Source organism: Bartonella sp. MR168JLCBS, assembly GCF_042194175.1.
In genome coordinates this window covers 1,479-22,520 of sequence record NZ_JBHIMP010000015.1, presented here as the reverse complement: position 1 = coordinate 22,520, position 21,042 = coordinate 1,479, and the positions used below count along the sequence as shown (strand labels likewise).

Here is a 21,042-nt window from a genome sequence, read left to right as displayed (position 1 = left end):
TTAATGAATAAAGCATAAATTGATGTATGCTAGAGAATACTCTCTATTTTTTGATAACGACCCACAAGAATTGCTGCGTTTCTTTAATTCATCTCACTGTTGTTAAGAAGACGAAAACGCAACATTTTAAATCTTCTTGAAAGTTTTTTTGTTTAAGCGCAGTAGAAAGTAAAGCGATAAGGTAATATCTTATCATACGGGGAGAGTGTTGCATTATTTTTGTTTTTCAAAATCCATATGAAAAATTGTATCAATTTCATCTTCATTGGAATGGGTATTTCTACGACGATGTAAGGTTTGCACAATCTCTTTTTTTAAAACAGCATCTGTTTCACTTAAACGGTGAATACTGAGTTCCAATTCAAGAGATAACGCCAAATCCACGCACAATTTAAGCTCTTCTCCAATGTCGAAACCGTGTTGATAGTCGTCATAAAGACCAACCAATGTATCAGATAATTCTTTATCGCATAAAGAGGTCATGCTTAATTCCTCCGCGTTGCGGTTTCCCATACAGCTTTTTTAAGTATCACTCCACTATTATCACTTAGAATTGCCATGTATACGAACCTCATGGTTTTGTCAATTTTCTGCAAAATACGCGCTTTTAAATCAATGTCTATTAAAGACTGTATTACTTCAAGATTTTGAAGCGCCAATTGTAAATATGGATGGTAATGTGTTTACTATAGAACTTATAGCATTTAAAATACATTGCTAAAAGGCTTTTAATATGCATAGAGGAGGAGCATTCTGACGATAAACCAAACACCCTGAAATCTCTATTGCCAATTACAGCTAACTTAGCACCATTAATATATAAAATAAGCAAATATGGTTTGTAAACGTCTGACTTTTTAATAACGAGTGATGATCTCATTTTTTGTAGAATACCAATTATTTTACCTGTTTTATATTGATTTTTAGACATTGATAAACTTTTTACCTTATGTTGTAATGTAAAAACTTTGGGAAGTGTATTTATAGATTCTTGCAAAGAGGTTTAAGCAGGTTTACTAGGCTGTTGAGTGAGAGAACCTGTGTTGGGCTTTTTGCTTCTGAAAAATATGACTGTGACTTTTGAGAAAGCAGTTGGCAAGAATTTGCTTGGCGTGCAAACTGATAGAGTTGGCAGTGGCGCATTTAGCTTTTTCATTAGGCTGTGTCCAAATGTTTTTGACTCTGGAAAATAGCCTCTGATAGGCTTGAGTTTTTCCAAGGTTATATTACAGGGACGCAGTTCAGTAAAATACCACGGCGATTGCATTTTTTGTGTAATTGTCATAATTTTCGCTCCTGCTTAGACGGATGCTGTAACATCCATTTTTGTGGGGTTATGTATGTAGATCTTTGCCTAACATAAGGGGCAGTAACAAGAGGTATAATACAAATATTGAATTAAGTCAATGCAATATTTGTATTATTGTATAATTTGGCAAAAAAAGAGATTGAACCCAAAACAGAACAAGCAAAGCGATTACGTTTGATACGAGAAAGTTTGCTATTTAGTAGACACCAAATAGCAATCCGTTTAGGTATTAATAAAGCCATTTATGATCACGCTGAAAGAGGCACGACCTTTCCCAATGTAGAATTTTTGGCTGTTTTATCACAGAAATTAAAAGTCAATTTAAACTGGCTTGTAACGGGCAATGGCGAGATGTTTTCAGATATGGCAAAGGCGAAAGCAGCTGGTTTTAAACCACAAGCGATTCCTGCTGGGCTGATGAAAAAGCTTGGACATTTGGTTTATACGACCTATCATGATGCAAAAATAGATCTTTCTCCTGAAGATGTTGCGGAATTAGCAGCAGAGCTTTATGGAAAATTGCAAGAGCTTATTCAAAACCTCAATGATACGGAAGAAGTCGAAGCCACTTTGCCACTTTTAAAATTGCATTTAAAGCGTAAAATCGAAACTGAAAAGCACATCTAGAAACGTCATAAGATACGAATGAACAGCCTTTTTAAAAAATAAAACTTTTTTGATTTTTTACGGTATAAACAGGTTTTAAATAAGAAAATCTCACGATTTTTTTTGGTCTCTTATTCAACATGAAATAATGATAAATTACCGTTATAAATTAATGTATTGCTCTAATAAAGATAAAACTGCTTATAAAAAGAATTACAGTTAGTAATACAAAAAAATTATACAACAGTGAAAATACAATGACGATGTTTTGTTCCTATAAAAGGGTTACAGACATATAAGAGAGAAGAAGGAAAGACTATTTATAGGCGCGCTTTTGTCTTTTTATGAAGATGATGAGATGAGCACGTTGAAACTTTTTACAGAGCGTACATCATTATATTAAGAAAGATTTCTTTTAAAGATATGTATCATATATTGAAACAGCTTACCTCGCAGAAAAGAGTGAGGTCATTATGGTAATCGTCATCCATTACATTATGCTATAAGTTAAAAAAATCATAAATTTGTGCTTATAAGAACAGCTAATTTATTGAGAAGTATTTTGACAAATTTATAAAAAATTATTTTTATACTCTTGCCATTCTACTGAGGCGCTTTATCTAAAAAGTAGAATTGCTCTTTAGTAAAACTATCTTTGTTAAGAGGTAAATCGCAGTGTTTTTGAATGGAGATTACGTTATGTTTTCAAAGTCTTGTGTTTTGGTTTATTTTTTAGCTTGAATCCCTCTAGCTCAAAGGGTTGGGGACTTTTCTAGATTCAATATCTTTTCAGAGATTTTAGGGTGATGCTGTGATGGGGATCGCTATCGCGGGGGATGGTTTTTGTCTTTAATTTATTCGTTTTTTGGGGCGCAAACAGGGGTTTTGCCGTGAGGTTTTTGCGCGTTGTAATGATATTGGACTCTGTTGGAGGAGGTTCTTATGAAAAAATTATATTCAACATCAAACTTGGTTAAAGCTGTTTCGTTGGGAACAGTAATGACTTCACTGTTATCAAGTGTTTCGCCGGTTTTTGCTGCGAACCTTGCGATAACAGGAGGGCTTACTTCAAGCTCAAGTGCTCCTGGTGTGGCTTATGCACATGGCAGTCATGGCAGTATTGTTTTAGCTGGTGATGATAATTTCTGTGGTGCAGACACTGTTATTGGTCGTGGTGGTATACAACAGGCGAATGCTGCTAATCCTATAACTGCAGAAGAGCAATATAATAGATTTATCACGGATCAAAAATTTGTTGATCGTAATCCTTATGGTACAACCACTGAAAAGGTTACTTGGGGTGGTAATAGTTGGACAAATCCTCGTGGTGGTTATATGGGGGCGCTGACTGGTGGTGTCGAATCCGCTATGCCTGAGGCTTATGGTGTGTACTCTTTTGCAACTGGTTGTGGATCTGCAGCGACGGGGAATTATTCAACGGCATTTGGTGCTGGTGCAACCGCAAAAACTGGTGGAGCACAAGCTTTTGGTGTTTCTGCGCTTGCAGCTGGAAAAGTAAGTGTTGCTATGGGTGTGGGATCAGAAGCATCGGGGGAAGCTACAGTTGCTATTGGTGGACTTGCAACCGCTTCTAGTAAAAATAGCGTTGCTTTAGGGACTAAGACAAAAGCAGATAAGAATTATGCAATTGCTATAGGTTCAGAAGCTGAAGCTTTGGGGTCAGGTGCTATTGCAATAGGGAGCAGGGATTCTGACAGAACTCCAGAAGCTAACAGAAAAGTAACAGCAAAGGGAGAAAACGCGATTGCTATAGGTACGCATACCTACGCTGAAGCGGAAGATTCTGTTGCTATTGGAGCAAATGCACAAGTAAAGGTTTATGACGGTGTTGCTATAGGTGGGGGCTCTCTCTCTGATAGAGCTAAGGGGATTGTTGGTTATGACCCTTATCTGAATGGTGATTCAACAGAAACCGGTCTGGCATGGAAAAGCACTGCAGGTGCTTTCAGCGTTGGTGAAGTTGGTGGCAATGGTAACGGTAAGCTAACACGACAAATTACAGGGGTAGCAGCTGGTAGTGAAGATACCGATGCTGTGAATGTGGCGCAGCTGAAAGCTATGAGAGACGTCATAGCAGGAGGAGGAGCTTGGAAACTTTCTGCTAACGATACAAATCCTACAGATGTTAATCCAAGCAATACAGTCGATTTTTCAGTGAAAAATAACAACGAAGTGGGAAAAGACAACTTAAAGATAGAAAAAGGTAGTGCAAATAATAAGCATAACGTCAAATTTGCTTTGAGTGATACTCTTCAATTAACGAGTGTCACTACAGGACAAAGTTCTATGAGTAACAATGGTTTTATGATCACTAATGGGGCCAAAATAACTATAGATGGTATTGATGCTGGCAAGCAACAGATTACAGGAGTAGCAGACGCGACTGCAGATGATCATGCAGTGAATTATAAACAGCTGAAGGAAGTAAAAGATGGTTTCAAAACAAGTTGGCAACTTTCTGTTAATGGTCAAGATGCTACGCATATTGGTCCAAACGGTTCAGTAAATTTACAATCAGCTGGTAACAAAAGTAACCCGAATATTCAAATTATCAAAAACAGTGACAACACTGTAGAATTTGGTTTGTCTGATAATATTAATGTAAAAAGTGTCACAGCAGAAACAAGCGTTATGAATGCTGATGGCTTTATGTTTACTGATGGTAATGGGCCAAGCATAACTGTTAATGGTATTAATGCAGGCGATCAAAAGATTACAAAAGTGGCAAGGGGAACTGAAGATACCGATGCAGTAAATTTTGCACAATTGAACGAAATCAAAAATGAAATGGCAGGAGATAGTCTTGTTAAATGGGACGAAGGAGAGAAACTTATCACCATTGGTAAGGAAAAAGGCGGCAGGTCAATTACTGTTCAAAATAATAAAGGCGGTGGTCGGACTATTGAGGGTGTTGCATTTGGGGCGGTTAGAGAGAATTCATCTGAAGCAATAAATGGTGCCCAGCTTTATGCTATGGGTAGAGACATTGCTAGGTATTTTGGTGGTGGTGCTAGCTATGAGGGTGGCAGATGGACAGATCCTACTTTCATAGTTTTGCAGCCTGACGAAAAGGGTGCTATTTCTGGGAAGGAATACCATAATGTCGCTGATGCTTTAGGTGGTGTCAGCTATTCCATCGGGGATATTTACTATCGGATTAACAATCCGATAGTAAATGATCTTGTTAAATGGGACGAAGGACGGAAACTTATCAGCATTGGTAGCGAAAAAGGCGGCGAGTCAATTAGTGTTCGAAATAATGCAGGCATTAATCGGGTTATTAAGGGTGTTGCATCTGGGGCGGTTAATGCGGTTTCATTTGATGCAATAAATGGTTCCCAGCTTTATGCTATGGGTACAGACATTGCTGGGTATTTCGGTGGTGGCGCTAGTTATGAGAGTGGGACATGGACTAATCCTACTTTCCGTATTTTGCAGCCTGGTGAGGATGGTATTTTTACGAGTGCATCATACAATAATGTCGCTGATGCTTTTCGTGGTGTCAATAGTTCCATCACGAATCTTCGTAATAGAATCTTTAATATAAAAGAAAATAGTCTTGTTAAATGGGACGAAGATGAGAAATTCATTACCATTGGTGCTGAAAAAGGCGGTATCGAAATCAAAGTTGCGAACTCTGAAGGCGAGAATCGAATTATTTCTGGCGTTGCAGTTGGAAAGGTCAGTTCCGATTCGACAGAAGCAATAAATGGCCACCAGTTATTTAGTTATATTACTAATATAGTGGATTTTTTTGGTGGTGAGGAGACAGATGTACTTAATGGTATCAAACCAACTTTTACGGTTCAGAAAACGAAACATAATAATGTAACTGATGCTTTCGCTGCTGTCGACAGCTCTATCACAGATATTTATAGTCAGATTAACAATGTAACAGAAAATAGTCTTGTTAAATGGCATGAAGATCAGAAGCTTATTACCATTGGTAAAGAAAAAGGCGGTACAAAAATCGATATCGCAGGTACTGAGGGAGAGCGAACCATTGCAGGTGTGAAAAATGGAAAGATTTCAGAAAATTCAACAGAAGCAATAAATGGTAGCCAGATTAATCAGATATCTGGAGATATTGCGAATTTCTTTGGTGGGAATGCAAAATTTATTAACGGTGCTTTTGTTAAACCAAGATATAATTTAACTACTATTGAAGTAGATGGCTCAGTAAGACAGAAGGAATATAATGATGTTGGATCGGCTTTAGATGGGCTTGATAAAAATGTCAGGATTGTTAATGCAAATTTGATTAGTGGGTTTAGTGATGTTGCTAAATATTTTGGTGGTGGCGCTGGATATAATGAAAATGGAGAATGGCACGCTCCTACTTTCAAAGTTTATCAGATCAACGATAATGGTGCTGTCTCTAAGAAGCCTTATGACAATGTTGCTGATGCTTTTGAAGGTGTGAACAATACTTTCACAAATATTCACAATCAAATTTCTGATATAACAAAAAATAGCCTTGTGAAGCAAGAAGGAGGTGCGTCAGGTGTTATCACTATAGGTAAGGATACAGCTGGGACTGAGATCAATATTGCAGGATATGGTAAAGTAGAACGTTCTATTTCTGGTGTTAAGGCAGCAGAGAAGGGTGATGAAGCTGTTAACAAAGATCAACTTGATAAAAGTATAGAGAAGATTTCTAAAGATATTGAGACAGCAAGTGCTGCTGCAGTTCTCTATGATAAGAATGACAATGGTAATGTTAATTATGGTAGTGTAACTTTGGGCGGCGATAAGAACAACGGACCAGTTGCTCTTCGTAACGTGAAAGATGGTAGCATTTCTGAAAATTCCAACGATGCAATCAATGGTAGTCAGATTAATAAAATATCAGCAGATATTGCAAAGTTTTTTGGCGGTGGTGCAAAGTTCATTAACGGTGCTTTTGAAGGGCTGAAATATACTTTATCGGCTATTGTAGATGGTAAGGTAGGGAAGGCTGATTTTTATGACGTTGGTTCAGCTTTAAAAGGTCTTGATAGTAATGTTCAAGATGTAAATAAGCGCTTAACAAATGTATCCAATGAGTTTAATCAGAAAATTGAAGATTTCTCAAAAGATGCTTTACTGTGGGATGATGAAGAAGAAGCATTTGTTGCACGTCATGAAAAAGATGGCAAGAAAACAAACAGCAAATTGAAATATCTTTTAGATGGTGAAATTGCTAAGGGTTCAACGGATGCCATTACGGGTAACCAGCTTTATTTCATGAGCAACCAGCTTGCTAATTATTTCGGTGGCGGTGCCAAATATGAGAATGGCAAATGGACAGGTCCTACTTTTAAGATTGTTCAAGTCAATGCTGATGGTACGACTGTTGAGAAAGAGCACCATAATGTCGCTGATGCTTTTGGTGACGTCAATAAAAATATGTCAAATATTAATAACCGTATTGATGATGTCATCAACAAGGTCGATTCAGATGCTTTAAAGTGGAACAGTGATAAAAAAGCCTATGATGCAGGTCGCGATGGTAAGCCGAGTAAGATTATCAATGTAGCTGATGGTAAAATTGCAGAAGGTTCGAAAGATGCAGTTAATGGTGGTCAACTTTGGGAAACCAATGAACGTGTCACGAGTGTTGAAAAAGATGTGAAGCATCTTAACAACAGAGTCGATAATATTTCCACTACAGTTACGAATATTGGTGAAACGGTTTTCAATATTGAAAACAAAGTTGATAATATTGATAATAAAGTTAACGATATTGCTGAGGACGCTGTTCGTTATGACAGAGATGAAAACGGCAAAAAAACCAATAAAATCACATTAGCGGGTGGTGATCCTAGTGAACCTGTTATGATTGATAATGTAGCTGATGGTAAAATTGAAAAAGGGTCGAAAGAAGCTGTAAATGGTGGTCAGCTCCATGACTATACCCAAGAACAGATGAAGATAATTCTTGATCAATCCAAACACTACACAGATCAACGGATAAATAATATCACGATTGATGCGATTGATGATGCTGTTGATCGGGCTAAGCAATATACAGATATGAAGTTTGATGTTTTAAACTATAGTATTGAGAGTGTGAAAAAAGAGGCAAGACAAGCAGCTGCGATTGGTTTAGCAGTTTCTAACTTACGCTACAATGATACACCTGGAAAATTAAGCGTTGGATTTGGTACTGGTTTATGGCGTAGCCAATCTGCATTTGCCTTTGGTGCAGGTTACACCTCAGAAAATGGAAAGTACCGTTCTAACATATCTGCAACAACTTCTGGAGGTCACTGGGGCGTAGGCGCGGGATTCAATATGACATTGAACTGATAATAAACAAAATACATAAAAAACACTTTTTCACCCCTGTCTCATGAGGCAGGGGTGAATTGTTTTTACGGATGAAAAAATATATATATATAAATTGATAAGCGCTATAATGATAAATACAGGTTTAAAAAACAGAAAAACCGTACACTTTCAACAAAGTAAACTTCTTATTTCAAAATAAGATAATGAGTTTTTTCATAAATTATAAGTTCATTATTTTCTGCTGTAATTTTTAAATATAAAAAATCTGTAGCACCCTACAGATAAAAAAACTCTCACCTTCTAGAAATCTATTAAAAAATTTTCTAATAAGATAAAAGTATATATTTAAATGTATTTCAATTTTACCGGAGGAAGTTATAGAAACAATATACTAAACTAACTCCACCCCTTGCAAAAAACAGCCAACAAGTTTAAAGGTTAAAAAACAATCACCACAAAAAATTTACCTTCTTAGGAAATGTAAAAGAGCGAAGCACGTTAACCATAAAACCTAAAAACACAACTTCTCTATCTTTTCAATCAGGTACTAAATTTTTATGTTTAGAAAAAGCTGATTTTAAAGAGTTTTATAGCGCTTAAATGTGTCTTTTTTGTGTTTATAGTTATTTTTTCATTGGGGAGTTCATTATGAAAAAATTATATACAAAATTAGCAGGGAGCGATTTAAAATTTTCTCGTTTTTCTTTTGTTAAAGTTCTTTCATTGGCTGCAGCGGCTACATTTTTATCGAATGTTACACCTGTTTTTTCAGCAAATTCTGATTTTAGAAACACATTTCTTGAGGGTGTTAACAGTGCTGGTGTCTCTTATCCAGAAAACATCATCTCTGTTGCTGGTTTGAATGCTTCTTCTGTCTCAAAAGACAATTATTTAACAGCGCTGAATGTTGCTTTGACACCCAAGGTAAATGCTGCTGATGACTATGCAAATTTTTTAACCAAAACTCTTCTAGGTCCGAGTGATGAGGGCTCTATAATCAATGTTTTGACAGCAAACAGTAAGAACCTATCGAAAAAAACGTTAAATGCAGGGGTGCAAGATAAAAAGCCTCTCATTAGTTCACAGTCCTTTGTGGTTGATAGCTCTGCAGACCAACGGCTTGCACAGGATGATGAGAATACAGATATTATTAATGTATCAGATTTCTCGCGAAATGATCCCATCACGAGATTGACACGTAGTGCTGGGATGCAACGTGCGGAAGAAACGAATGTCACGCTTGGTAAAGGGATAAAAATAACATCATATGCCGAGAATGTTGCTATTGGTACTAATGTATCAGTACTAGCTAGAGAATCCGTTGCTATTGGTTATCATGCGGATGTGTCTAACAAGACCTCTATTGCTATAGGTCGTTATGCGCTCGCTCAAGGAGACGGAAGTATCGCAATAGGTGGTCAAACTGCAGGGGACAACACACCGGTTATCACTTCTTATCGTACATCTACACTGGGAGATCGCTCGATCGCTATTGGTAACAATGCTAGCACTGTTGGTTCGTCTTCTGTTTCTTTAGGTCCATCGGCTACTTCGGTGGGTAAAGTTTCTGTTGCTATAGGTTTGGGTGCTGAGAGCAAAGGAGAAAATGCAGTTGCTTTTGGTGCTATTACACATGCAACTGGTAAAGGTTCCGTTGCTATAGGTGTTTATTCACTTACGCAAAAACAAGATAGTGTAGCTGTGGGCAGCGGGTCTCAGGCTATGGGTATCAGCAGTGTCGCAATAGGTGGTGAATATCATAAGAAGGATAAGGAGCATGAGGAGGATGAAAATACATTAGCAAAAGCTGATTATACAACTGTTTTAGGTTCTGTTTCTCAGGCCTTAGGACAGGGTGCAACTGCTCTTGGTTATCGTGCTAAGGCGATTGATGAGCTCTCCATTGCTTTGGGTTCTTATTCGGAAGCACAGGGAAAGGGAGCTATCACTATAGGTGCCAATTCTGTAGTTTCGGTGGAAGATGGTGTTGCTCTAGGAAGAGGTTCTGTAGCCAGTAGGGCTGCTGGTGAGTTTGGTTATACTTCTGTGTTGCAGGGTCCTGCAACAAATACCTCATCGCAATGGAAAAGTACGCGGGGTGCAGTGAGTGTTGGTGATTATAGTAAGGGTATAACCAGACAAATTACAGGCGTAGCAGCTGGTTCTGAGGTTGCCGATGCTGTGAATGTTAGGCAGTTGAGAGACTTAGAAGATGTTGTAAGAAAAAACGGTTGGAAACTGTCAGTTGGAGATAAAAATGCTACAACTGTTCTTATGGATAGCGTAGTAGATTTTTCTGCTGGAAGTGCCAACTTGAATATTACAAAGGGCGAAAAAGACAATAAGCTAAAATTTGATTTGGCTAAAGATGTTACATTAACGAGCTTAAAGGCAGGTACAAATACCTTCGATGCCACGGGCTTAGCCATTACTGATGGTCCGAAAATAACCACCGGTGGTATTGATGCTGGAAATAAAAGGATAACAGGTATTGCACCTGGTGATCTTAGTGCAGATTCAAAAGACGCGGTAAATGGTAGTCAGTTGAATGTTGTAGCTACCCACATAGCTGGATATTTAGGCGGTGGTGTTAAATTTACGAATGGCCAATGGGATGATCCAAAGTTCAAAATTAAAACTTTTAATTCTGAGACGAATGAGATTGAAGAAGAAAGTTTTCCGAATGTAGCAAAAGCCTTTGAGGGTGTGGGTAAGTCTTATGTAAATCTTCACAATGAGATTAAAAAAGCTACCGATGATAGTGTCTTTAAATGGAATGCCGAATCGAAGAGCATTAAAATTGCCGCCGCTGAGGGGAAAGGTGGGCAAGGAAGTATTGCTATAGGTAATCTTTCAAATGCAAATGCCGAAAATAGTATTGCATTAGGTAGTTTTGCAGCGGCATCTGCTGAAAATAGTATGGCATTAGGTGGACTTTCAAATGCATTTGGTGCAAATAGTATGGCATTAGGTTCAAATGCACAAGTACAAGCTGCTGTTCCTGGTGGTGTTGCTGTGGGTTATCAATCTGTTTCTCGTAACCCAGCGTCCACTGTTGGCTATGATCCTTCCATAGGTAGCAAGTCAACAGATGATGGTGTGATATGGAAGAGCACTCAAGGAGCTTTTAGTGTTGGTGATACTCCGAATAAGATAACACGACAGCTTACAGGTGTGGCAGCGGGTTATGCAGATACTGATGCCGTCAACATTGCGCAGCTAAAAGCACTAAGAGCGTACGCAGGTAAAGGTTGGAAACTTTCTGTTGATGATAAAAATACCAAAGCCGTTAGCATAGATGATACGGTAGATTTTTCAACTGGAAGTAAAAATTTTAAAATTACAAAAGGTGATAAAGACAATAAGCTAAAATTTGATCTGGCTCAAGATGTTGCATTAACGAGCGTAAAGGCCGGCACAAATACCCTAGACGCAACAGGTCTAGTAATTACTGGAGGTCCGAAAATAACAACGGGTGGTATTGATGCTGGTAGTAAGAAGATAGCAGGCATTCAAAGTGGCGCACTCACAGCAGAATCAACCGAAGCTGTCAATGGTTCACAACTTTTGGCAACAAATACTGAAATTGCTAATGTAAGAGACAGTATTCTTGTTAAGCAAGTAGCAAAGAAGACTTTAGCGCGTAGTCTCCGTGATGGAGGAACGGGTCTTATCACTGTTGGTATGGAAACTGGTGGTAGCGAAATCAGTATTTTGAACAAAAGTAATGAAGGGCGGAAACTTTCCGGTCTACTTGGCGGGGCAATCAGTGGAACTTCAACAGACGCAGTAAATGGCTCACAGCTTCATACATTGGGCACAGGGGGTGCTTCGTATTTCGGTGGTGGTGCTGTCTATGCGGATGGGAAATGGACCGCTCCTACATTCAAGGTAAAAACAATCAAGGAAGATGGCAACCCTGAAGATAAGGATTATCCTGATGTAGCATCTGCTTTTGCTGGAGTTGGTAGTTCTATCACGAATGTTCAGAATAAATTGACTGAACAGGTTAATAATGTGATTAACAAAGTAGAAAGCGAAAGCTTTGTTCAGCAAGACAAAACAACGCATCGTCTCACTATTGGAGCTGCAGTAGAAGGCAGTGAAATCAATATTGCCAATAAGGCTGGTGCGGATCGGACTCTTTCTGGTGTAAAGGACGCGACGAAAAACAATGAAGCCGTTAACAAAGGACAGCTTGATAAAGGCTTGAAAGATCTTTCGAACAGTCTTCAGTCTGATGAATCAGCAGTTGTTCATTATGATAAAGATTCAGATGGTAAAACTAATTATAGTAGTGTGACTTTAGGAAAAGCTAAAGATAAGATAGCTGTAGGTCTCCATAATGTTGCTGATGGTAAGATTGCCAAGGATTCACATGATGCAATCACGGGTGGTCAGATTAATACCATAGCTTCGGATTTATCAAAAATTTTAGGTGGAGATGTATCCTTTGATGGAAAAAACTTTAAAGGGCCAACTTATAATTTATCGAATATTGATGAAAAAGGTGAAGTAACAGATAAACCGCATACCGATATTGGTTCTGCCTTTAAAGGACTTGATGATAATATCAAGAATGTGAATGCTCGCATTAAGGAAGTCTCAGAAGGAGTTGCACAAGATTCTTTATCTTGGAGCGATGGTGACAAAGCTTTTGTCGCTCTGCATGGGGAAGGGGATGACAGAAAAGCCAGTAAAATCACATCACTTGCTATAGGAGATATTACGAAAGAATCGACGGATGCAGTAAATGGTTCTCAACTTTATTCATTGGGCGATAAGGTTGCAAAATATTTTTCTAATGACGCTGAATATAAGGATGGGGAATTGAATGTTCCTGATTTTAAGCTCAAAACTATCAATGATGATGGCACTGAAGCTGAATCAAGCTATAAAAATGTATCAGATGCATTTTCAGGTGTGGGTAAACTTTTCACAAAGATTCAAAATGTGATCAGCGATGTAATCAGTAATCTTCTTGTTACGAAAAATGAAGATGTTATCAACATTGGTAAAGGAGTAGAAGGAAATGAAATCAATATCGCAAACAAGAGTGGTAAGGATCGAACCCTTTCTGGTGTGAAGGCGGCAGAAAAAGACAATGAAGCGGTTAACAAGGGACAGCTTGATAAAGGTTTGAAGGATCTTTCTGATACCCTTCTGTCTGATAGTTCTTCTGTTGTTCTTTACGATAAAACAACAGATGATCAAATTGATTATACAAATGTAACTTTTGGTAAAGGGAAGGATGCTAAACCTGTTGCGCTGCATAATGTAGCCGCAGGATCGATTGCGGAAAACTCAACGGATGTTATCAATGGAGGACAGGTTTACATCCTTTCAACGGATGTAGCAAAATTCTTGGGTGGAGATGCTGAATTTAAGGATGGTGCTTTTAAAGGGCCAACTTATAATTTATCTAGTATTGATAAAGATGGTGAAGTAACAGATAAACCGCATACCGATGTTGGTTCTGCCTTTAAAGGACTTGATGAGAATATCAAGAATGTTAACGATCGTATTAAGGAGGTCTCAGAAGGAGTTGCACAAGATTCTTTATCTTGGAGCGATGGTGACAAAGCTTTTGTAGCTCTGCATGGGGAAGGGGATGACAGAAAAGCCAGCAAAATCACATCACTTGCGGCTGGTTCTATAGCATCAGGCTCGAGTGATGCGATTAATGGAGGTCAGATTTATACTCTTCAACAGAGCTTTGCCTCATATTTTGGTGGAGGAGCTGGTTATGATAAGGAAGGAAACTGGCAAGGACCCAAATTCTACGTTCAGGTTTTCAATGAGGATGGTACGAAAGGTGATAAAGAGGAGCGTAATAATGTCTCTGAAGCATTTGATGTTGTTAATGACAGCATGAGCACTATCAACGATCGTATAAAAGAAGTTGAAAAGGATGTTGCGTCTAATGGTCTGAATTGGAATGAAGAAAAAGGAAGCTATGATGCTTCTCACGTTGATGATCAGGGCGTTAAGAGTCCTAGTAAGATTATCAATGTAGAGGACGGTAAGGTAGACAAAGATTCCAAAGAAGCAGTTAATGGAGGTCAGCTTTGGGAAACCCAGCAGATGATTACAGATCAGGTCAAGGATATTGAAACTAAAGTTACGGAGGGATCTGTACAATATGATAGAGATAAAAAAACAGGTGAAAAGATCAATCAAGTTACATTAGTTGGTGGAGATGACAGTTCTCCAGTATTAATAGACAATGTAGCGGATGGAAAGATTGAAAAGGATTCGAAAGAAGCTGTTAATGGAGGTCAGTTGCATGATTACACAGAACAGCAGATGAAGACGGTTCTTGAAGATGCCAATAAGTATACGGATGAGAAAATTTCTCATCTTGTAAAAGATGGAGTTAATGAGGCTAATTCATACACGGATATGAAGTTTTCGACATTAAGTTATGCTGTTGAGGATGTTCGAAAAGAGGCAAGACAAGCAGCAGCTGTTGGTTTAGCGGTAGCTGGTTTACGCTATAGTGATATTCCTGGAAAATTAACACTCGCATTTGGTAGTGGTTTATGGCGTAGTCAATCCGCGTTTGCTGTTGGGGCTGGTTATACTTCAGAGAACGGTGATATTGGTTCCAACTTGTCAATTACCACTTCTGGAGGTCACTGGGGTATAAGTGCAGGGGTTAATGTGATACTCAACTAATAAACGACTGAATCCATAAAATTGATTTGCCTTTTTCTTATTTAAGAAAAGGGCAATTTTTTTATCTTCTTTCAGAGCCCTTTAAAGCTATTCTAAATGTACAGAACTCCCGTAATTATATAAAAAGCCTATTACAACTTTTTTTGAGAATAAAAGACCTTAGTGGTAAAGATTCAAAAAATTGATTGCTATTTTTTGATAATTAGGTAATGAGGTTACTGCTCTATCCTGTTATTTTGATTTATTAAAGTGCCTAAAACAATATAAATACGAATATACCCTTTATTAAAAAGAGACAGTTTTAGCTTTTATTTTCGTGTAGTGTTAAACGTATGCTTTATATTGGTATCGTTATAATTTTTCATTGAAAGTCTTGTTGTTTAAATGACAAATTATCTTAAAAATAGAATAGTTAAAAATATTATGTTTTTTAATCAGTTTCCTTTTTTGTAGCTTCATAGTAAAATTTTAATTTCTCCAAATTGTTTTAACTTAATTACGAGTATAAAAAGCAAATAGTGCAAATTCTTACAATTCAAAATATGTCTTTTTTATGTTTTAGGCATGGTTTTTATTGAGGGTTTGTTATGAAAAAATTATTGAATCATATTCAAGGGAAATAGCTCAAGTTTTCGGCGTTTATTTTATCGGTTGTTTGTAGCAACGTTTTCATTGGGAGTTGTTATAGTTGTTTTTTATCGAATGCTATTCCTGTTTTGGCGAAAAAAATTGACATAATAGAACAGCTGCATAGAACAGCTGCTTAAAGCCATGGCAAAAGCTGCAAAGAGCTATTCTCAAGGAAAAATACTTCTTTCTGCGTATGCTAACTCTAACAGCATTGGGGCTCTCTCAAAAGGTTTTGATTTATTAAAAGCAAGTTATTTAACAGCACTTAATACAGCACAGCAATGGCACCAATAGTGGATGATTCTACAGATGATAGTGGCTATATCAATTTTTTCGTCAATACGCTTTCTATTAAGAGTAAGGATGGTTTTAGTGAGAAATCTCTTACCGATCCGCAATTGGTGATGAACAATAACTCTACAATTACAATAAGTTCTGAAAACAACGAAGATGCAACGTACTCCAAACACAAGTATTGCTTTAGATAGTGGAACGCAAGCGGAAAAAGAATGGAGCGTTGCTGTAGGCAATATGGCTCATGCTTTGGGGAAAAGCAGTGTCGCAATAGGTGGTGAATATAATAAGAAGAGCGGATATGGAGATAACAATTATACAACTGCAAAGAGTGATTATTCAATAGATGTAGGTGTCGTTTCTAAAGCCCTAGGGTATGGTTCGATTGCTCTTGGGTGCATATGCATTTGCTCAAGAAGCTATTTAATAGGCTTCTATTCAATAGCAAATGTGGTTGGCAGTATCGCTATAGGTTCCTATTCTAACGTGACGGTTGATGATGGGCGGGGGGGGTGTTGCTATCGGGAACAACTTTGTGCCTGGTAGGGCTGCTGGCGTTTTTTGGGTATATGTCTCTTCTGCAAGGACTGGTCAAAAACACCGAATCTCAATAGAAAAGTACGAAAAGTGCAAGAGAGTATTGATGTTCCTAGTAAGAACATAACGCGCCAAATTATAGGCGTAGCAGCTGGTAGCAAACCTGCCGATGCAGTGAACCTTAGACAGTTGCAGGATTTAGAAGAAATCGTAAGAAAAAAGGTTGGAAACTGTCTATTGCTGGTGAGGCAGCTAAAGATGTGGTGCTAGATAGTACAATAAATTTTCATCCGGAAGAAGTGACTTCAGGGTTAAAAGAGATAAGGACGATGAAAATAAGCTCATATTTGGTTTGGCTAATGATATAGCATTAAAAAGCATAACATTAGGAGAGAAAACAAAAGTAGATGCAACAGGCTTAGTAATTACTGATGGCCCACAAATAACTACCGGTAGTATTAATGCGTCAAGTAAAAAAGTAACAAATATTGCAGAAGGAACTCGCAATACTGGTGCAGTGAGTATTTTTGTAAAACAGGATACAGCAACAAAACACATTACCATTGGTAAGGATATAGATGGTGATAAATCGATATTGCGAATAAAAGTGATAAATTACGGATAATTTCTTGTGTTAAGAAAGCAGAGAGAGATAAAGCATCAATGATGCTGTTAATAAAAAAAAGCTTGAAGAAAGTTTAGAGAAACTTGCTAATGATCTTCAATCTGATGATTCTTCTGTTGTTCATTATGATAAAGCAAATGATGAAAATGGCACTATTAATTATGAAAGTATAACTTTTGGAAAAACTACAGCTCCCGTTGCACTTCATAATGTAGCAAATAAAATTACGGAAAATTCCACTGATGTTGTCAATGGTGGTCAGCTTTATTCACTAAATCAAACGCTTGCAAAATATTTTGGCGGTGGTGCTAGATATGAGAATGAAGAATGGACAGCACCAAGTTCCAAGCTGAAAGTTTTCAAAGATGATGGAACCTTTGAAGAGAACAGCTATGATAATATTGCAGCAGCTTTTGCTGGCATAAATAGTGTTTTCGCGAAGCTTCCTAATGAAATTTCTGGCAACATCGAGCAAAATGCTTTGTTATGGAGTAATGAAGCAGGGGCATTTGTGGCTCGGCATGGAAAAGACGAAAAAAAATAACAGCAAGATAACGCATCTTTTGGATGGAGATATTTCAGAAGGCTCGACAGAAGCCATAACAGGGAACCAGATTTATTCATTGAAAAATCAATTTGCAGCATATTTCGGTGGTGGAGCAAGCTATGGTAAGAAAGGTAAATGGATAGCGCCTGAGTTTAAAGTTCAAGCATTCAATAAAGTAACCTTAGTCAGTGAAGATGAGAGTGATCCAGTTATCACAGATAATGTAGCTGCTGGTAGGGTTGAAAAAGGCTTGATAGAAGCCGTAAATGGTGATCAGTTACATGATTATACGAAAAAGCAGACAGATATGATTCTCGATAAAGCAAAAGAATATACGGATGAGAAAGTGTCTAATATTGTAAAGGATGGTGTTAAAGAGGTTCATTCGTATACAGAAATAAAGTTTGCAGCGTTAAGTTATACTGTTGAGGATATCTGAAAAGAAGCAAGACAAGCCGCAGCCATAGATTTGGCAGTGTCTAATTTAAGTTATGATGATACTCCTGGAAAAATCAGTCTATCATTTGGTGGTGGTTTATGGCGCAGTCAATCCGCATTTGCTATTGGCGCTGGTTATATGTCAGAAGATGGAAAGATTTGCTCCAATCTCTCCGCAACGAGTTCTGGTGGTCATTGGGGTGGTAGGTGTTGGGCTTAATTTAATACTGAACTGATAAGCAAAAAACTTTTTTAAATATGCTCCTTGCTCCTGCCTCATCAAAGCAGGGGCATTTTAGTAAAAAGCTTTCATAAATCCTCTAATGAAATAAAAAATCTTATTCACGAAAAATAAACTGTTGCCTAAATTGATGATCAATAGGTACAAAAATTATACCTTTTTCAAAGAGGTCAAAGCTAAAAACGACGTACAACCTTTGGTAGAAAAATGAGATCCATTCTAATATTAAGTATTTTTTTACCTTCCTCAAATTGACTTTCACGAACTTGCCCCTAAGTACCCTCTAAGACACTGTAGAAACAACAGCTTATGTCTTAATTTTATTTATGTTCTGAAACACGCTGTAAAAGTAGGAACACGCAAGGGAAATAAGAAAGCTCTAGAGCATGCCTTTTTTGTGTTTTTTATCTGTTATTATGAAGGGGGTATTATGAAAAAATATTCAACACCAAATTCGATTAAAGGGGTTTCATTGGGAACAGTTATAGCGGCGCTCTTGTCGAGTGTTTCTCCTGTGGTTGCTGCAAATCTTGCGATAACAGGTGATAAAGTTCAAAGTACAAGTAGTCCTAGCGTGTCTTATAAATACGCTAGCCATGGCAGTATTGTATTAGCTGGCGATGATGATAACTGTGGTGTGTATAATGTTATTGATCGTGGTGGAAACAATCAAGGTACTGATAAACAAATCACTGCAGAGGAACTATATGAAAGAGTTTCTATGAATAAAGAGATTAATGGCAAGCGTCCTTTTAACTGGGGGCTTGGTCAGCTTACTTGGGCTGGTGATGGTCTGACCGTTACCGGGGGGTATATGGGAAAAGAAACCGGTGGTCTTTCAAATGTTCTGCCTGAAGCTTATGGTGTGTTTTCTTTTGCAACTGGGTGTGGATCTTCCGCAATGGGGCATTATTCAACAGCATTTGGAGCGGGTGCGACTGCAAAGCGTGGGGGAGCACAAGCCTTTGGTATTGGTGCACTTGCAGGTGAACAAGCAAGTATTGCTATAGGGGTTGCGTCTGAAGCAGTAGCAAGCAATACGATTGCTATTGGTGGGCTTGCAAAAGCAAAAGGCGTTGATAGTATTGCATTCGGTAACAAATCACTTGCAGATGGAAAACAAGCAATTTCTATAGGTTATGGTGCTCAAGCTCAAACAGATCTTTCGATAGCGATTGGTTTAGATGCAAGAGCGACTGAGCGTGAGGGTGTTGCTCTTGGAAGCGAGTCTGTAGCTTATGTTGCTGCTGGCGCTATCGGTTATGATCCTTACATTAAAGGTCCTTCACAGTCTGACAACTTTGCATGGAAAAGTACGCTAGCTGCAGTGAGTGTTGGTGATGTTAAATCAGAGAAAACGCGCCAGATTGTAGGAGTGGCAGCTGGTACTGAATTGCATGATGCCGTTAATGTTGCACAGCTAAAAACGTTACAATCATACGTAGACCAAGGTTGGACACTATCTGTTGGGGGTAAAAATGCCACAACGATTGGTATAAAAGATACTGTAGATTTGTCAGCGGCAAGTGATAACCTTAAGATTACAAAAGGTACGGAAGACAATAATGTAAAATTTGATCTAGCAGATAATATTACAGTGGAGCGAGTTACCGCTGGAAGAAGCTCTATGAGTAATGATGGCATTATATTTGCTGATGGGGCTAGAATAACTGTGGATGGTATTGATGCTGGCAATAAACAGATTACAGGAGTGGCAGCTGGGGAAGAACCTGATGATGCGGTGAATTTTGCGCAGCTACAAGAGATAAAAAATCAAATAGCAGGAAATAGCCTTGTCAAGCAGGAAGGAGATGCAGATACTATCACCATTGGTAAGGCAACAGGTGGAACTCAAATCAATGTTGCGAACAAATCAGGTGGTGCTCGTACAATTTCCGGTGTGAAGGCAGCGGTTAATAATGATGAAGCTGTTAATAAAGAACAACTGGATGGCCGTATAGCAGATATTAGTAACAGTATTAATAATATTAAAGAGGGAAGTGCTTTTGCAGTTCTTTACGATAAAAGTGCAGATGGCACTGTCAATTATAACAGTGTGTCTTTGGGCGGCAATAAGAGTCAAGGACCAGTAGCTCTCCTTAATGTTAAAGATGGCACAATTGCTAAAAATTCACATGATGCAATCAATGGGAACCAAATTAATCAAATCTCTCAAGATATAGCAAACTACTTTGGTGGTGATGCCGAATTTGTCGATGGTGATTTTTGGGGACCGGAGTATAAATTATCTACAGTTTCTGCGAATGGTAAGGTGGTTCAGAAAACCTTTGAAAATGTTGGTGACGCTTTGACAGGTCTTGATGCAAATGTAAAGAATGTGAATGATCATTTAACGAATGTGACAAATGATTTTACACAAAAAATCAATAATATTACACAAGAAGTTAAAGGCGACGCCTTGTTGTGGAGCAATGATGATCAGGCATTTGTAGCACAGCATGGAGAGGAAAGAACCAATAGAAAAATTAAGTTTCTTGCTAATGGAGATATTTCTGCTAACTCAACCGATGCTGTAAATGGTTCGCAACTCTTTGCTACTAATCAGAATGTTACTACTGTTACGAATGATCTAGCAAAAATTTCTCAAAATACATCGAAGTATTTTGGTGGAGGTGCAGACGTATCTAACGGTAAGGCTCCCACTTACACTATTCAGGGTAAGCCACATAATGATTTTGAATCTACTTTTAATGCTGTTGATAATTCTATCACGAATATCCAAAATCAGATTACGAATGCGACGAAAAATAGCCTTGTCAAGCAGGAAGGAGATGCAGATACTATCACCATTGGTAAGGCAACAGGTGGAACTCAAATCAATG

The 21,042-nt window shown here is 38.1% G+C and carries 10 protein-coding genes and 3 pseudogenes; 11 read left to right on the top strand and 2 right to left on the bottom strand.

What is annotated here, in order from left to right; all coding sequences use genetic code 11:
• Positions 1-213 precede the first annotated feature (213 nt).
• On the bottom strand, positions 214-483 hold the full coding sequence (locus ACFIK8_RS07830) for a hypothetical protein (RefSeq protein ID WP_375635456.1): 270 nt from the start codon (positions 481-483) through the stop codon (positions 214-216).
• Between the two features lie 520 nt (positions 484-1,003).
• The gene (locus ACFIK8_RS07825) at positions 1,004-1,285 is read right to left on the bottom strand and encodes a hypothetical protein (protein WP_375635457.1); all 282 of its coding nucleotides are present in this window, start codon (positions 1,283-1,285) and stop codon (positions 1,004-1,006) included.
• Between the two features lie 147 nt (positions 1,286-1,432).
• Here ACFIK8_RS07825 and ACFIK8_RS07820 point away from each other — a divergent pair, with 147 nt between their 5' ends.
• From ACFIK8_RS07820 to ACFIK8_RS07765, 11 genes and pseudogenes are all read left to right on the top strand, one after another.
• Positions 1,433-1,936, top strand: coding sequence for a helix-turn-helix transcriptional regulator (locus ACFIK8_RS07820; RefSeq protein ID WP_375669126.1), 504 nt, complete (start codon positions 1,433-1,435; stop codon positions 1,934-1,936).
• Between the two features lie 921 nt (positions 1,937-2,857).
• Positions 2,858-8,227, top strand: coding sequence for a Vomp family autotransporter (locus tag ACFIK8_RS07815; RefSeq protein WP_375669125.1), 5,370 nt, complete (start codon positions 2,858-2,860; stop codon positions 8,225-8,227).
• A gap of 630 nt (positions 8,228-8,857) precedes the next feature.
• Positions 8,858-14,887 (top strand): YadA-like family protein, encoded by a 6,030-nt coding sequence (locus ACFIK8_RS07810; protein ID WP_375669124.1) that lies wholly within the window; start codon positions 8,858-8,860, stop codon positions 14,885-14,887.
• Positions 14,888-15,658: 771 nt separating this feature from the next.
• Positions 15,659-15,811 carry a hypothetical protein gene (locus ACFIK8_RS07805; protein ID WP_375636678.1) on the top strand — a complete coding sequence of 51 codons (153 nt, stop codon included), beginning with the start codon at positions 15,659-15,661 and terminating at the stop codon, positions 15,809-15,811.
• Positions 15,799-16,005 carry a hypothetical protein gene (locus ACFIK8_RS07800; RefSeq protein WP_375669123.1) on the top strand — a complete coding sequence of 69 codons (207 nt, stop codon included), beginning with the start codon at positions 15,799-15,801 and terminating at the stop codon, positions 16,003-16,005. The genes ACFIK8_RS07805 and ACFIK8_RS07800 overlap by 13 nt, the downstream gene beginning before the upstream one ends.
• Positions 15,968-16,357, top strand: a complete 390-nt coding sequence (locus ACFIK8_RS07795) for a hypothetical protein (protein WP_375669122.1) — start codon at positions 15,968-15,970, stop codon at positions 16,355-16,357. Before ACFIK8_RS07800 ends, ACFIK8_RS07795 begins: the two co-directional genes overlap by 38 nt.
• A gap of 81 nt (positions 16,358-16,438) precedes the next feature.
• The gene (locus ACFIK8_RS07790; RefSeq protein WP_375636674.1) at positions 16,439-16,618 is read left to right on the top strand and encodes a hypothetical protein; all 180 of its coding nucleotides are present in this window, start codon (positions 16,439-16,441) and stop codon (positions 16,616-16,618) included.
• Between the two features lie 82 nt (positions 16,619-16,700).
• A complete protein-coding gene (locus tag ACFIK8_RS07785) occupies positions 16,701-16,973 on the top strand; it encodes a hypothetical protein (RefSeq protein ID WP_375669121.1) in 273 nt (90 codons plus the stop codon).
• A 34-nt stretch (positions 16,974-17,007) separates the two neighbouring features.
• A pseudogene (locus tag ACFIK8_RS13265) lies at positions 17,008-17,277 on the top strand (hypothetical protein); the annotation flags it as partial.
• Positions 17,278-17,442: 165 nt separating this feature from the next.
• Positions 17,443-18,194: pseudogene (locus ACFIK8_RS07775) on the top strand (YadA-like family protein); the annotation flags it as partial.
• 435 nt (positions 18,195-18,629) lie between these two features.
• Positions 18,630-21,042 (top strand): annotated as a pseudogene (locus ACFIK8_RS07765) (hypothetical protein); the annotation flags it as partial.

Coding starts and splice junctions, on each gene's coding strand:
- ACFIK8_RS07830 (WP_375635456.1), bottom strand. CDS start 483: ATGACCTCTTTATGCGATAAAGAATTATCTGATACATTGGTTGGTCTT.
- ACFIK8_RS07825 (WP_375635457.1), bottom strand. CDS start 1,285: ATGACAATTACACAAAAAATGCAATCGCCGTGGTATTTTACTGAACTG.
- ACFIK8_RS07815 (WP_375669125.1), top strand. CDS start 2,858: ATGAAAAAATTATATTCAACATCAAACTTGGTTAAAGCTGTTTCGTTG.
- ACFIK8_RS07810 (WP_375669124.1), top strand. CDS start 8,858: ATGAAAAAATTATATACAAAATTAGCAGGGAGCGATTTAAAATTTTCT.
- ACFIK8_RS07805 (WP_375636678.1), top strand. CDS start 15,659: ATGGCAAAAGCTGCAAAGAGCTATTCTCAAGGAAAAATACTTCTTTCT.
- ACFIK8_RS07800 (WP_375669123.1), top strand. CDS start 15,799: ATGGCACCAATAGTGGATGATTCTACAGATGATAGTGGCTATATCAAT.
- ACFIK8_RS07795 (WP_375669122.1), top strand. CDS start 15,968: ATGCAACGTACTCCAAACACAAGTATTGCTTTAGATAGTGGAACGCAA.